Below are 14113 nucleotides of genomic sequence, written 5' to 3' on the forward strand. Positions count from 1 at the left end.
GACAAATATACAAATATATATAGAATTATTATTTCGAATTAAAATAAATCATGTGTATAATTGTTGTTTAAAGAATGAACTGTCATTTTATTTGAAATGAACTGTCGTTCTGATCAAAATGAGCTGTCATTTTTTACAATGTATCAAAAAGAAAAATCTGAATAATATACTACGAAACGTATGGACATAAAAAAAGGAGTACCGCTGTACTCCAACCTTTGTTAACCTTAAAATCTAATACTATGAAAAACACAGTACAAAGGTACGGACTTTCCGGTAATATGCAAGTTTTTAAGCCAAAAATCCATGTTTTATAACATAGTTTAATAAATAAAGAAAATGCTCCACGTTTGTTAACAATATGGAGCATTTATGTTAATTGTTAAAATACAAATTTTACAATCCAAGGTTTGCTGATATATCAAGCATACGCTTTATAGGTTTGATGGCTTCTTTTGCTATTGCTTCGTCTACTATAACCTCAGGCCATTCGTATTTTAATGTATTATAGAGTTTCTCCAGAGTGTTCAGACGCATGAAGTTACATTCATTGCAAGCACAAGTGCTGTCCTCAGGTGGTGCAGGAATAAAGTTCTTTTCCGGACATTTGCGTCGCATCTCGAAAAGTATTCCGCTTTCTGTAGCTACTATGAAGTCTTTCTTGTCGCTGTTCATCGCATGTTTCAGCAGTCCTGCTGTAGAACCTATCTTGTCTGCCAGCTTGGCAACAGCTCCCTTACACTCAGGATGTACCAGCACGTCGGCATCAGGATACTGCTTTTTAAGTTCTATAATCTTTTCTACAGAGAATTTTTCGTGCACATGGCATGCTCCGTCCCAAAGAAGCATATTTCTGCCTGTAACGGAATTTATGTAGTTTCCAAGGTTCTTGTCCGGACCGAAGATTATCGGCTGATCGGCAGGGAAACTTTCCACTATCTGCTTGGCATTGGTAGATGTAACCACAACGTCTGTTACAGCTTTGACTGCCGCACTTGTGTTGACGTAAGAAATTACGGTGTGGTCAGGGTGCTGCTTAACGAACTCGGCAAACTTGTCTGCAGGACAACTGTCGGCTAACGAACAGCCTGCGTTGAAATCCGGTATGAGAACTTTCTTGTCGGGACACAGTATCTTCGCAGTTTCTCCCATGAAGTGGACACCGCACATCACTATTATCTCGGCATCGGTCTTTGCCGCCCACTGGGCAAGCGCAAGGCTATCGCCAATGAAATCGGCAATTTCCTGTATTTCGTCCGCCTGGTAGAAGTGCCCTAGTATCACAGCATTCTTTTCCTTACGGAGCTTATCTATCTCGGCTTTCAAGTTCAGTGTCTTATCTACGGGTTCATCCACATAACCCTTTTTCAACCATTCTTCTTTCATAACTATAAATATTTTATTTTTTCTTCTTTTTAAAAGAAATCCTATGATGCTATTAATAGGCTGTTGATTGTGTTAGCAAAAATAATACTGTATTTCTTGCTTTTTAAGTTATTAATATATGTGCTTACTGTATCAATAACGATTCAACAGCGTTAAGTGCTGATAATTCAGTACTTAGTCAGTATATTAACATTTTGTTGATATTGTGCAAAGTTAAAAACTTTCTGTTTATCAACTATTCATTTCTTATCAAAATTGTGTTCAAATTGTTTAGGAAACTTTCCGGTAAGTTTTTTGGATTGTTGGTTTCCGGATTCTTATAAATGTTTGATTCATAAATGCAAGAAATAGTTTTAAAATTCTATTCTCACGTTTTCTACACCTTTTCAACAGATTTCAACAGGGTTATTAATATTGTTTTTATCTTTGCGGACAGTAATTGTAAATAAATAGGTATGTCTGAAATAAGAAAGCTTAAAATAACGGAAATGAACCGTCTGACGGTGGAAGAATTCAAGGAAGCGGACAAGCTTCCTCTGGTTGTGGTACTTGATGAAGTGAGAAGTCTGCACAATATTGGTGCTGTATTCCGTACTTCGGATGCTTTTCTTGTCAACAGGATATATCTTTGCGGAATTACAGCCACTCCTCCTAATGCAGAGATGCACAAGACAGCTTTGGGAGCAGAAAATACCGTTGATTGGAAGTATTGTCAGAACACACAAGATGCTGTAAATGAGTTGCATGAGGTTGGATATACAGTATTGTCGATAGAACAGTGCGAAGGTAGTACTATGCTTGGTGATATGGTTCTGGATAGGGACAAGAAATATGCCATAGTAATGGGAAATGAGGTGAAGGGAGTAAAACAGGAGGTTGTTGACATGTGTGACGGATGTATTGAGATACCTCAGTATGGTACAAAACATTCATTGAATGTATCTGTAACTGCAGGAATTGTGTTATGGGAGTTTGCAAATAAGCTGATTGAGTTTAGAAATAACTGTTGATAACATTATTAATAAAGTAATTATCCACAATATAAACATTTGTAAATCATGTGTTTATATTGTGGATAAATGTTTTATAGCTGTCCGTTTTCAACAAGTGTAATAACACGTTCTACCATCTCGTCTTCGTCTTCCGGTCTGTATTCTTTTTTGAGGCTTGCACCGAACAGTGCTGCGAATGTCTGATAGAATCCTGCTTTGAAAGGTCCCATGAAAGCTTTTACAAGTTGATATGATGACTGGTTACATTCACGGTTTACTAACTTTATCAACAATTTACCCTGTGAGAATGTCAATTTCTTCATTCTTGGGGTATATTGTTCTTTTAATCCTTTCTCTACAGCCTTGATATGTTTATCTTTAGCTTTTTCGTCAGGAAGAGTTTCTAGATATTCGTATGTCTCTATTACAATATTTCTAATTTCCTTGGCTATAGGTAGTGTTTTCTTTACGTCTCTTACCAGACGATAATAATATTTTTCCTGTTTTTTATTCTTGAATTTCATTTTCGGATATACATACACATTGCGCAGAGTTATATATGGTATCGTATCTCCTTCATATACACAAACCTTTACCATATATCCTTTGTGTTGGGAAGTATCTTGTGCCTTAAAATCTTGTATTGTTAAAAAGCACATAATAATTAATATGTATGTGTATTTACTCATCGATGCAAAAATAGAAATAAAAACTATAATATTATCGATAAAATTACTAATTTTATTGTTGATAAAGTAATAAACAATATGTGGATGAATAGGCTAATTATTTATATTTCAGTGAGTTGTTGTTTTATAACTTGTTTATATTCACAATCGGACATTATTGATTGGCAGGAAATGTCAATTGATGATGAAAATATTGCAGCATGGTTTGAACAATATGAAGAACTGTCTGAAATAGTTGAAAATCCGTTCAATTTTAACACCTTGACAAAAGAACAGCTTGAGCAATTGCCTTTCCTTTCGGATAAGATGATTGAAAACATACTTTATTATGTTTATAAGTATGGCCCTGTGGTAAGTAAAAATGAGTTGTTGGGGGTTGTGGGAATGGATTGGCAGACAAGGAAGTTTCTTGAATATTTCATTTATGTAGGTCCGGCAAAGGAGGAAGAAGAGCAGTTCAGTTTCAAACGTATGATGAAATATAACCGACAGGAATTAACAACACGTGTTGATATCCCGTTAAATCAGAAGGCTGGATATGCGGATTATCCTGAAAATGTGCTTATTGGTAGTCCTAACAAGAAATACTATGGTAGTTCGTTTTATAATAATGTCCGTTACAGGTTTGAGTATAACAAACAGGTTTATTTCGGACTGACAGCAGAAAAAGATCCTGGTGAACCTTTCTTCAGACTATATAACAGGAAGGGGTATGACTTTTACTCTGCATATTTATATTTGCAGAATATTGGTAGATTCAAGTCTTTGGCTTTGGGTAATTATAAAGCATCGTTTGGATACGGACTTGTTATGAACATGGGTTTCAGTATGGGAAAATATACTTCATCTTCATTGCTTAGACGTACGGGGCAGGGAATATCGAAATATACTTCTACAGGTGAATATAATTATCTGCAGGGGATAGCTGCAACTTATAAGATTTCGAAAAGATGGGATGCTACGCTTTTCTATTCATTCAGGAACATGGATGCACGTGTTGAAAACCAGTTAATAAGGTCGTTAAAAACCGATGGATATCATAGGCTGTATAAGGATATGGAAAAGAGAAATACTATATATAATCATGTGATTGGCAGTAACTTAACATATAATGGAAAGAATGTTGAATATGGATTAACAGCTGTTTATAACTGTTTTGATAAAGTGTTGAATCCTGACTATCAGCCTTACAATCATTATTATCCCCGCGGAAAAGATTTCTTCAATGCCGGTGCATTCTATAAATTTTTCCTGAATAAGATTATGATTTCCGGTGAAACTGCAATTGATAAAGGGGGAGCAATCGCTACAATCAATTCTGTATGTTATTCACCGACTGTTGATACTGATATAACACTTATCAACAGGTATTATGATAAGAGGTATCAGAGTATATATGCAAGTTCCTTTGGTGAGAATTCAAGGATACAGAATGAGACTGGTGTATATTTAGGACTGGAAACCAGTGCTATACGGAATACAAAGTTATTATGCTATGTTGATTACTTCTATTTTCCATGGAAAAGATATCGTGTTGATATGCCAGGAACATCTGGTATAGAAGGAGTATGTCAGTTGAGTTATTCACATAGTAATTCACTATCTATGTTGATAAAGTATAGTGTGAAAAACAAGGCTCAGAACTATTCCGCAGACGATGGAGAGAAGTATGTTTTGCCGTATATTCGTCATAGGGCAAGGTATCAGGTAAATTATTCACTTAATGATAATAACTCTGTTAAATTTCTGGCTGATTATACCAATACTGGATATTGGGGACAGGGAACAACAAACGGTTATCTGGTTTCCACAACGGCCAATTTAGGTCATGAAGCATTTCCTGTAAAAGTATCCGTAAGCGGTGCATGGTTTTCAACAGATGATTATAACTCACGTGTATATCTATATGAACCTGGATTGCTTTATGCTTTTTCTATGTCTTCGTTTTATGGAAAAGGAACAAGGGCAGCTTTGAAATTGCAGTATAATTACAGGAAATTCCTAATGCTTCAAGCTAAATTAGGATGGACACACTATACCGATAGGAACATTATCAGTTCGGGCACAGAAGAAATACAGGGAAACAACAAGGCAGATATACAGTTTCAGTTGAGAATAAAATGGTAGCCGCATGTTGATAACGTACTGATATTTTCCTTATTTTTGCACATAACTAATGAATATATAACCAACAAAACTATGTCAACAATAATATATCCATCTCCTATCTTCGGGCCAATACACAGCCGTCGTCTTGGAGTATCATTGGGAATTAACCTTTTGCCTGCAGACGGTAAGTTCTGTTCTTTCGACTGCATATATTGCGAGTGCGGTTATAATAAAGACCATCGCCCGAAGCAGAAACTTCCAACACGTGAAGAGGTAAAGGCTGCTCTCGAGTCAAAGCTTATTGACATGAAAGCAAACGGACCATTTCCTGATGTATTGACATTTGCCGGAAACGGTGAACCTACCGCTCATCCACATTTTGCGGGAATAATAGATGATACGATAGAACTTAGGGACAAGTATTTTCCACAGGCTAAAGTAAGCGTATTGAGTAATTCAACATTTATTCATAAGCCGGAAGTTTTCAATGCCTTGATGAAAGTTGACAATAATATTCTGAAGCTTGATACGGTTAATATTGACTATATAAACACTGTTGACAAACCTGTTGCAAACTATGATCTAAACCGCATAATCGACTGTATGAAAGCGTTTAACGGTCAGTTGATAATCCAGACCATGTTCCTGAAAGGAACTACTGACGAAGGTGTTGATATCGATAATACACACGATGATTATGTGCTTCCGTGGCTTGAAACTGTTAAGCAGATTGCTCCTCGTCAGGTAATGATTTATACCATCGATCGTGAGACACCTGACACTCATCTTCAGAAAGCCACTCATGAGGAATTGGACAGAATATTACATCTGCTTGAAGATGCAGGAATAAAGGCTAGTGCTTCGTATTGATAAATGGTACTTTCTGTAGTTGATACGGAATATAACCGAAATGATATAATATTAACAGCTGTTTAAACACTATTCAAATGCTATTAAAACAGTGTTTAAACAGCTGTTATTATATATCTATATTTTGTCGTTTTCAGTAGAAACACTGCTTTTTCCTACAGGCTTGTCAAACGTTTTTCCACAGTCCTTACAGATATATTCCCAGTGTTCTGTTCCGGGAGGAGCTGCTGCAAGCATAGCAATAACTGTAGAAATTATAGCACGTAGCCTATGTTTCTTTCTTAACTCGAATTTGATATTTTTCGAACCGCAATACGGACAGTAAATAAGTCTTTCAGGAATCATCTGATTGTTCTCAAGTTTTGATAATTTTATTTGCTCCAGATATGTTCTATTTCGAGTATAATCATCTTGTGGTAATTTCCATGTCCTTCGCCATACCATTTGCCGTCAAGTGATTTATCTATGAAATTTTCCGGCTTTATATCATCTTCATAAAGCTTTCTGCATTCCAGTGTCAGACGCGACTGACTGAATGTGATGTTTCCGTTTTCTGTTGAAACAGGTATCAGACCTGTTTCTGCTATTTTGTCTGTGTTTCGTCCTGATTTTGAGCCGCATACCTTATGTATAGCCTTGTTTTCTTCGCCTAGGAACGACAATGTAAGAGTGTCACATTTTTCTATATATTCATATGTATAGCGTTCGGGACGTATGAAAATAAATGCAACTGTTTTTCCCCATAACACTCCGGTACCACCCCAAGACGCTGTCATAGTGTTGAATTTATTCTGTGTACCTGCAGTTACAAGCATCCATTCTTTTCCGATGGCTTCAATCATATTGTCTGCCAATTGTGATACGTTTATTTCTTTCATATTCTATATTAATAATTTGTGTTTGGCAAAAATAGCTAAATACTGGCGGAAAGACAAATGTATAATAAGAAAAACGGATGGCAGATATTTCTGTAAATAGTAATAACTCTCGGTATAATTTTTAGATGCCGACAATCGTGGACAGCATTGCTGACCATCGTCAGCAGCATTGCCGACTATAGTGGGAAGCATTGCTGACGATGGTCGACACCCAAAATATAGTAGTTGTCTTGTTAGGAATTTTCCTAACTTGACCATTATACTTGGTTTATTACGTCAAACAGTATATTTTTGTAGTGAAATAAAATCAGATTTTTATGGGACGTACAATAAAATTACTATTGCTGTATTTTGCCTATCAGCTGGCGTTCTTCTGGGTGCTTGTCGGAGTGTATATGCTGAAGAACGGGGTTATGGAAATGCCGGACGTGTCAGGTAGTGAATATATGTCTGTCATTATGTGGGCACAATTTCTTTCTACCTTGTCTATAGGTCTTCATGTGATTCTAGGAAAATATGTATCTGTTGATGTTTTCAAATTGAAAATCCCTAATAAATGGAGTATATTGATAGCTTCTGCTGTGTTTATTGTAGTTATGGGCTTGTGGACCAATTATTTCAGTGAACTTGCCGGACTGCCTGACAATATGAAAGATGTGTTCGAGCAGATGATGAACAATCCGTTGGGAATAATATCCATAGTAGTGATGGCTCCATTGGTGGAAGAGCTGCTGTTCCGCGGTGCCATACAGGGACATCTCATGCGCAAGTGGAAAATGCCATATCTTGGTATAGTAGTATCATCGCTGATATTCGGTGTGGTGCATGGCAATCCTGCTCAGATACCTTTTGCATTCGTAGTCGGAATGTCTCTTGGGTGGATGTATTATCTCACCGGAAGTCTTATTCCGGGAATATTGATGCACTTTATCAATAACGGCAGTTCCGTGCTGCTTTATGCCTTGTCCGGCGACCCGAATGCAACTATGATTTCATCGCTCGGCGAGAATGGAGCTCTGGCTTTGGCTGTGTCCGGAATCGTTCTTACTGTGGTCTGCATTTTCATTATCAGAAAGAAGATAGTGAAAGAACCGGTGCAGTGGAACGAAGAAAATAACTTGCAGGCATAAATGATATTCGTGGATTTTGGAGTATCTTTGCGCGACAATAAAAATATATCAAATAATATAAAAGAAAGGATTTTACCGTGGCAAAAGACAGCGAAGTAGTAATGACCCCCATGATGAAACAGTTTTTCGACCTGAAGGCGAAGCATCCGGATGCTATCATGCTTTTCAGATGCGGAGACTTTTATGAGACATATTCGGAAGATGCGGTGGCAGCATCCGAGATTCTGGGCATTACCCTTACAAAGAGGGCCAACGGACAGAACAAGACTATCGAGATGGCAGGATTCCCGCACCATGCTCTTGATACATATCTGCCGAAGCTTATCAGAGCAGGACGACGTGTGGCTATCTGCGACCAGCTGGAAGATCCTAAAACTACCAAAAAACTGGTGAAACGCGGTATAACCGAGCTTGTTACACCAGGTGTGGCCATAGGTGACAATATTCTTTCTTATAAGGAAAACAACTTTTTGGCTGCTGTTCATTTCGGAAAGACAGCTTGCGGTGTGGCTTTTCTGGATATTTCTACAGGCGAGTTTATGACAGCCGAAGGAAAACTTGATTATATCGATAAACTTCTCAATAATTTTTCTCCTAAGGAAGTGCTTTTCGAACGTGGAAAGAAACCTATGTTCGAAGGTAATTTCGGGAGCAAATTCTTTACTTTCGAGCTTGATGACTGGGTTTTCACAGAGACCTCGGCTGTGAAGAAACTGCTCAAACATTTCGAGACCAAGAATCTGAAAGGTTTTGGAGTAGAACATCTGAAGAATGGTGTAATAGCTTCTGGAGCTATTCTTCAGTATCTTGAAATGACTCAGCATGAGCATGTCGGGCATATCACGTCGCTGTCGCGCATCGAAGAAGAGAAGTATGTGCGTATAGACAAGTTTACTGCCCGTAGTCTGGAACTGATGGGAAGTATGAATGACGGCGGAACGAGTCTGCTCGACGTGATAGACCATACCATCAGTCCGATGGGGGCACGTATGCTGAAACGCTGGATTATATTCCCACTGAAGGATGTGCAGCCTATCAACAGAAGACTGGACGTAGTGGAATACTTCTTCCGTCATCCTGATTTCAAAGAGGAGGTTGAGGACTGTCTTCACAGGATAGGTGATTTGGAGCGTATCGTGTCTAAAGCTGCTGTGGGGCGAATTTCTCCACGCGAAGTCGTGCAGCTCAAAGTGGCTTTGCAGGCTATAGAACCTATCAAGATGGCTTGTCTTGAGGCCGATAACGAGAGTCTACGCAGAATAGGCGAACAGCTCAACCTGTGTGTATCAATCCGCGACAAGATAGCAAAAGAGATAAAGAACGACCCTCCCCTACTGATAAACAAGGGTGGTGTGATAGCCGACGGTGTGTCCGAAGAGCTGGACGAACTTAGAAGTATCGCATACTCAGGAAAAGATTATCTGCTGCATATACAGCAGAGAGAGAGCGAGCTTACGGGAATTCCAAGTCTGAAGATTGCTTATAACAACGTGTTCGGTTATTATATCGAGGTACGTAATGCACATAAAGATAAAGTGCCTGCCGAATGGATAAGAAAACAGACTCTTGTGAATGCGGAAAGATATATTACTCAGGAACTGAAGGAATATGAAGAGAAAATCCTTGGGGCTGAGGACAAGATTCTTACTCTTGAAACACGTATTTATAACGAGCTGGTAATGTCGTTGGCTGAGTTTATTCCTGCCATACAGATAAATGCCACTCAGATAGCTGTTCTTGACTGTCTGCTTTCGTTTGCATCGGCTGCGAAGGCCAACGGTTATATCCGTCCGGTTATATCGGAGGATGAAGTGCTTGATATCCGCCAGGGAAGACATCCGGTGATAGAGAAACAGCTTCCTTTAGACGAGAAATACATTGCAAATGATGTTTATCTTGACACTGAGAAACAGCAGATTATCATAATTACCGGTCCTAACATGGCGGGTAAGTCGGCTTTGCTAAGACAGACAGCCCTTATCACTCTTATGGCTCAGATAGGCTGTTTTGTGCCGGCCGAGAGTGCGCACATAGGTATCGTGGACAAGATATTCACCCGTGTGGGTGCGAGCGACAATATCTCTGTGGGAGAATCTACATTTATGGTCGAGATGAACGAGGCTGCCGATATCCTGAACAATCTTTCGCAGCGTAGTCTGGTGCTGTTCGATGAGCTCGGACGAGGTACTTCCACTTATGACGGTATATCCATAGCCTGGGCTATCGTAGAACATATACACGAGAATCCAAAGGCAAAGGCGCGTACTCTGTTTGCAACCCACTATCATGAGTTGAACGAAATGGAGCGTACCTACAGCCGCATAAAGAACTATAATGTATCTGTCAAGGAAGTAGACAATAAGGTGATTTTCCTTCGTAAGTTAGAGCGAGGCGGAAGCGAACACTCATTCGGTATTCATGTGGCGAAGATGGCTGGTATGCCTAAGTCTATAGTGAAACGTGCTGATGAGATTTTAGCTCTTTTGGAGAAAGAAAACCGTCAGGGATCTATATCCGGAAAGGAAAAGGAGATAACTTCGGAATTAAAGAAAAAGAAAGGGGCTTCATCGTCGTCAACATCAGACGGTATTCAGCTGAATTTTTTCCAGCTTGATGACCCCGTATTAAGCCAAATAAGGGATGAAATTATCAATTTGGATATCAATAATCTCACCCCTGTTGAAGCTTTGAACAAATTAAATGAAATAAAGAAAATTCTTAATTGACGAAATTCTTGGCTCTCACGTTTGTCATTTCCGGATTTGCCGGAGTTGACTGGCGTGTGCAGTAGTCAAACTCGTGGCTCTTTTCGCCGCTGAATGAATTCCATATAAGTTTCAGTTTTACAGTCTCTCCTTTTGTATCAGGAAGTTGGTCCAGTCTGAATGCAACAAGTCCGTCGGCAGGGTGTCCGTAAGTATCTCCGTATGCATTGTGGCGGAATTCCACTTCGTATGGATTTTCAGGATTGTTTGTCGAAATCAGGTTTACGAAATGTTTCACGCCTGTATTGCCCCATGCGGTGCTGAAACGTAGTGTCAGATAACCGTCTTCTGAAACTGTCATCCAACTGTTCATAATCTCTACCGGGTCATTTCCATATATTTTGTCATTTTCCTCTTCTCCCAGGTTTGCGGCTATGGGTTTAGTCAGGATACTGTCAATCCAGTTGATGTGTACAGCCTTACTGAAACCTTCTGAAGGGTCTGTTGTCTCTTTGTAGTTTACCAGTGCTCTTACTTCTTTTTCTCCAAATGGTGATTCTGTTACGTTTACTGGAAGTAGTGTTGTTTCATCGTCAAGTTGGAGGAAGAAAGTATCATTGGCATCTGTTTTTACAGTAACCAGTGCGTTAGGAAACATAAGAGAGTAGTCATAATCATCGTCATTGTCGCATGACTGGAGTGAAAATATGGCAACCGAAGCTACCAATGCATGTTTAAGAATTGAACGTAGTCTCATAATAATTTAATTTTTTACGTGTTAACTTTGAATATTTGTTTATACGTTAAATGTATTATTATCAGAAATCGTGCATCGAAAAGTGTTAAAAAGATATAATCAATATATAACAAAAAACCTTCACCCGAATGAGCGAAGGTTTATGCGGTGCGTACGGGACTCGAACCCGTGACCCCATGCGTGACAGGCATGTATTCTAACCAACTGAACTAACGCACCAATTATTTCTAACTGTTTATTTTTTTTGTTGGCGGTGCGTACGGGACTCGAACCCGTGACCCCATGCGTGACAGGCATGTATTCTAACCAACTGAACTAACGCACCAATTATTCTCGGCTTTTGAGTTATTGTCTTTCTCAATTGCGATGCAAAGGTACAACAAATTTCCGTATTTGCAATAGTTTGACCGATTTTTTTTCAAAAAAAGTGATTATCACCTCAATTTTTACCGAAATATGGCATTTTTGAGGTGATAATCGTGAAATTACGGGCAGGTTATTTTATTCTTTTATATCCGTATTTTGCCAGGTCTCCAAGTTCCTCTTCGATACGGAGAAGCTGGTTATACTTAGCCATTCTGTCTGAGCGGCTCAAAGAACCTGTCTTGATCTGTCCGCTGTTAGTTGCTACTGCTATATCGGCAATTGTAGCATCTTCGGTCTCACCTGAGCGATGTGATGTCACAGAGGTATATCCGTGTCTGTGTGCCATTTCTATTGCATCGAGTGTTTCGCTCAGCGAACCGATCTGGTTTACTTTTATCAGGATTGAGTTTCCGCATCCCATTTCTATACCTTTTGAGAGGAATTCCACATTGGTAACGAACAGGTCATCGCCTACCAGCTGGCAGCGGTTGCCGATTCTTTCTGTAAGTTTCTTCCATCCGTCCCAGTCATTTTCGCTCATACCGTCCTCTATTGAGTCGATAGGATATTTGTTTATCAATTCTTCCAGATAGTCAATCTGTTCGTCGGAAGTACGTTTCTTGCCCTTTTCTCCTTCAAAGATTGTATAATCGTATATTCCGTTCTTGTAGAATTCAGACGAAGCGCAGTCCATACCTATCATGATGTCTTTTCCCGGCTCGTAGCCTGCAGCCTTGATGGCAGAGATTATTGATTCAAGAGCGTCTTCTGTACCGTTAAGTGAAGGTGCGAATCCACCCTCGTCGCCTACTGCAGTGCTCAGGCCTCTGTCGTGGAGTACCTTTTTAAGGGCATGGAAGACTTCTGCCCCCATTCTAAGTCCTTCGCGGAATGACTCTGCACCTACAGGGCGAATCATGAATTCCTGGAAAGCTATAGGGGCATCACTGTGCGAACCTCCGTTTATGATATTCATCATAGGTACTGGCAATGTGTATGTGTTCACACCGCCAATGTATCTGTAGAGAGGAACATCAAGATAGTTTGCGGCAGCTTTTGCCACTGCAAGCGATACACCGAGAATTGCGTTTGCTCCGAGTTTTGATTTGGTCTTTGTGCCGTCCAGTTCAAGCATCTTGTTGTCTATAGCTCTCTGTTGCAGGACAGACCAACCTACAAGTGCGGGTGCAATGACGTTGTTTACGTTATATACAGCTTTCAGAACACCTTTACCTCCGTATCTGCTTTTGTCGTTGTCGCGCAGTTCGAGAGCCTCGTTTTCACCTGTCGATGCTCCTGAAGGAACTGACGCTCTACCTGTTATTCCTGATTCCAGACGAACTTCTACCTCTACTGTCGGATTACCGCGTGAATCCAAAATTTCGCGTCCTTTGATTGATTCTATTCTCATAATCTTAAATTGTTTAATTGTTTTATATTTATCTGCAAAGATGTAAATACCTATCATTATCTGCAATACCTAAAAGTAGGTATTTTACACTGTATTATAAAAAGAAAACAGGTTGCTGTGGTAAATGTAGGTACATTTAACCAAGGCAACCTGTGTATCTATATGTTATAAAGAACTGTTATCAATAGTTGTTTTTCTTAACTTCGAAATAAGCCTGTGGGTGAAGACATGCAGGGCAAGTTTCAGGAGCCTCTGTACCTACGTGTACATAACCGCAGTTGCGGCACTGCCATACTGTTTCAACATCTTTCTTGAATACTTTGCCTTCTTCGATGTTCTTAACGAAAGCTCTGTATCTTTCTTCGTGTCCCTTTTCAGCTACAGCGATTTCACGATACATTTTTGCGATTGCAGGGAAGCCTTCTTCGTCTGCGATGTCAGCAAAACGTGGGTAATCCAATGACCATTCTTCGTTTTCGCCGGCAGCTGCTGCTTTCAGGTTTTCAAGTGTTGTACCGATTACGCCTGCTGGATAGCTGGCTGTAATTTCTACCATTCCGCCTTCAAGCCATTTGAACATACGTTTTGCGTGTTCCTTTTCCTGATCTGCAGTTTCAGTGAAGATTGCAGAAATCTGTTCGTAACCTTCTTTCTTTGCTACACTTGCAAAATAAGTGTAACGCATTCTAGCCTGTGATTCACCTGCAAATGATATTGCCAAATTCTTTTCTGTTCTTGTTCCTTTGATGCTTTTTTTCATAATTGTAGTTATTTGTTGGGTTTGACTTCTTGTTTCATTTTCACATTGCAAATATAATAT

General features: G+C 39.4%; 12 protein-coding genes and 2 tRNA genes. 5 read left to right on the top strand and 9 right to left on the bottom strand.

Annotated elements, in window-relative coordinates:
- Nucleotides 1–396 precede the first annotated feature (396 nt).
- The gene (nadA, locus tag I6E24_RS06940) at nucleotides 397–1386 is read right to left on the bottom strand and encodes a quinolinate synthase NadA (RefSeq protein ID WP_235327354.1); all 990 of its coding nucleotides are present in this window, start codon (nucleotides 1384–1386) and stop codon (nucleotides 397–399) included.
- Between the two features lie 464 nt (nucleotides 1387–1850).
- Here nadA and I6E24_RS06945 point away from each other — a divergent pair, with 464 nt between their 5' ends.
- Nucleotides 1851–2396 carry an RNA methyltransferase gene (locus tag I6E24_RS06945; RefSeq protein WP_235327372.1) on the top strand — a complete coding sequence of 182 codons (546 nt, stop codon included), beginning with the start codon at nucleotides 1851–1853 and terminating at the stop codon, nucleotides 2394–2396.
- A gap of 74 nt (nucleotides 2397–2470) precedes the next feature.
- On the opposite strand, the gene I6E24_RS06950 is transcribed toward I6E24_RS06945, so the two are convergent.
- Nucleotides 2471–3037 carry a DUF4294 domain-containing protein gene (locus I6E24_RS06950; protein ID WP_235327356.1) on the bottom strand — a complete coding sequence of 189 codons (567 nt, stop codon included), beginning with the start codon at nucleotides 3035–3037 and terminating at the stop codon, nucleotides 2471–2473.
- Between the two features lie 108 nt (nucleotides 3038–3145).
- Between I6E24_RS06950 and I6E24_RS06955 the strand changes: the two genes are divergently transcribed.
- Together I6E24_RS06955 and I6E24_RS06960 are read left to right on the top strand one after the other, a co-directional pair.
- Complete coding sequence (locus I6E24_RS06955) at nucleotides 3146–5194, top strand: helix-hairpin-helix domain-containing protein (RefSeq protein ID WP_394800372.1); 2049 nt, start codon at nucleotides 3146–3148, stop codon at nucleotides 5192–5194.
- Between the two features lie 72 nt (nucleotides 5195–5266).
- Nucleotides 5267–6046 (top strand): radical SAM protein, encoded by a 780-nt coding sequence (locus I6E24_RS06960; protein WP_235327360.1) that lies wholly within the window; start codon nucleotides 5267–5269, stop codon nucleotides 6044–6046.
- Between the two features lie 117 nt (nucleotides 6047–6163).
- Here I6E24_RS06960 and I6E24_RS06965 read toward each other — a convergent pair whose 3' ends face one another.
- Both I6E24_RS06965 and I6E24_RS06970 read right to left on the bottom strand, forming a co-directional pair.
- Nucleotides 6164–6391: a hypothetical protein gene (locus I6E24_RS06965; RefSeq protein ID WP_317218728.1), complete on the bottom strand. Its 228-nt coding sequence runs from the start codon at nucleotides 6389–6391 to the stop codon at nucleotides 6164–6166.
- A 26-nt stretch (nucleotides 6392–6417) separates the two neighbouring features.
- Nucleotides 6418–6924 (bottom strand): flavin reductase family protein, encoded by a 507-nt coding sequence (locus tag I6E24_RS06970; RefSeq protein ID WP_235327362.1) that lies wholly within the window; start codon nucleotides 6922–6924, stop codon nucleotides 6418–6420.
- Nucleotides 6925–7241: 317 nt separating this feature from the next.
- Between I6E24_RS06970 and I6E24_RS06975 the strand changes: the two genes are divergently transcribed.
- Both I6E24_RS06975 and mutS read left to right on the top strand, forming a co-directional pair.
- The gene (locus I6E24_RS06975; RefSeq protein WP_235327364.1) at nucleotides 7242–8054 is read left to right on the top strand and encodes a CPBP family intramembrane glutamic endopeptidase; all 813 of its coding nucleotides are present in this window, start codon (nucleotides 7242–7244) and stop codon (nucleotides 8052–8054) included.
- 101 nt (nucleotides 8055–8155) lie between these two features.
- On the top strand, nucleotides 8156–10780 hold the full coding sequence (gene mutS, locus I6E24_RS06980; RefSeq protein ID WP_235327374.1) for a DNA mismatch repair protein MutS: 2625 nt from the start codon (nucleotides 8156–8158) through the stop codon (nucleotides 10778–10780).
- Here mutS and I6E24_RS06985 read toward each other — a convergent pair.
- The 5 genes from I6E24_RS06985 to rbr form a co-directional block, all read right to left on the bottom strand.
- Nucleotides 10773–11516, bottom strand: a complete 744-nt coding sequence (locus I6E24_RS06985; protein ID WP_235327366.1) for a NigD1/NigD2 family lipoprotein — start codon at nucleotides 11514–11516, stop codon at nucleotides 10773–10775. The genes mutS and I6E24_RS06985 overlap by 8 nt on opposite strands.
- Before the next feature lie 145 nt (nucleotides 11517–11661).
- Nucleotides 11662–11735 (bottom strand) — tRNA-Asp (locus I6E24_RS06990).
- Between the two features lie 29 nt (nucleotides 11736–11764).
- Nucleotides 11765–11841: transfer RNA gene (locus tag I6E24_RS06995), tRNA-Asp, on the bottom strand.
- A 171-nt stretch (nucleotides 11842–12012) separates the two neighbouring features.
- Nucleotides 12013–13293: a phosphopyruvate hydratase gene (gene eno, locus I6E24_RS07000; RefSeq protein WP_204508609.1), complete on the bottom strand. Its 1281-nt coding sequence runs from the start codon at nucleotides 13291–13293 to the stop codon at nucleotides 12013–12015.
- Between the two features lie 181 nt (nucleotides 13294–13474).
- Nucleotides 13475–14053: a rubrerythrin gene (gene rbr / locus I6E24_RS07005; RefSeq protein ID WP_204508610.1), complete on the bottom strand. Its 579-nt coding sequence runs from the start codon at nucleotides 14051–14053 to the stop codon at nucleotides 13475–13477.
- Between the last annotated feature and the right edge of the window lie 60 nt (nucleotides 14054–14113).

The organism is Bacteroides caecigallinarum, assembly GCF_021530995.1.
Classification (GTDB): Bacteria; Bacteroidota; Bacteroidia; order Bacteroidales; family Bacteroidaceae; genus Phocaeicola; species Phocaeicola faecigallinarum.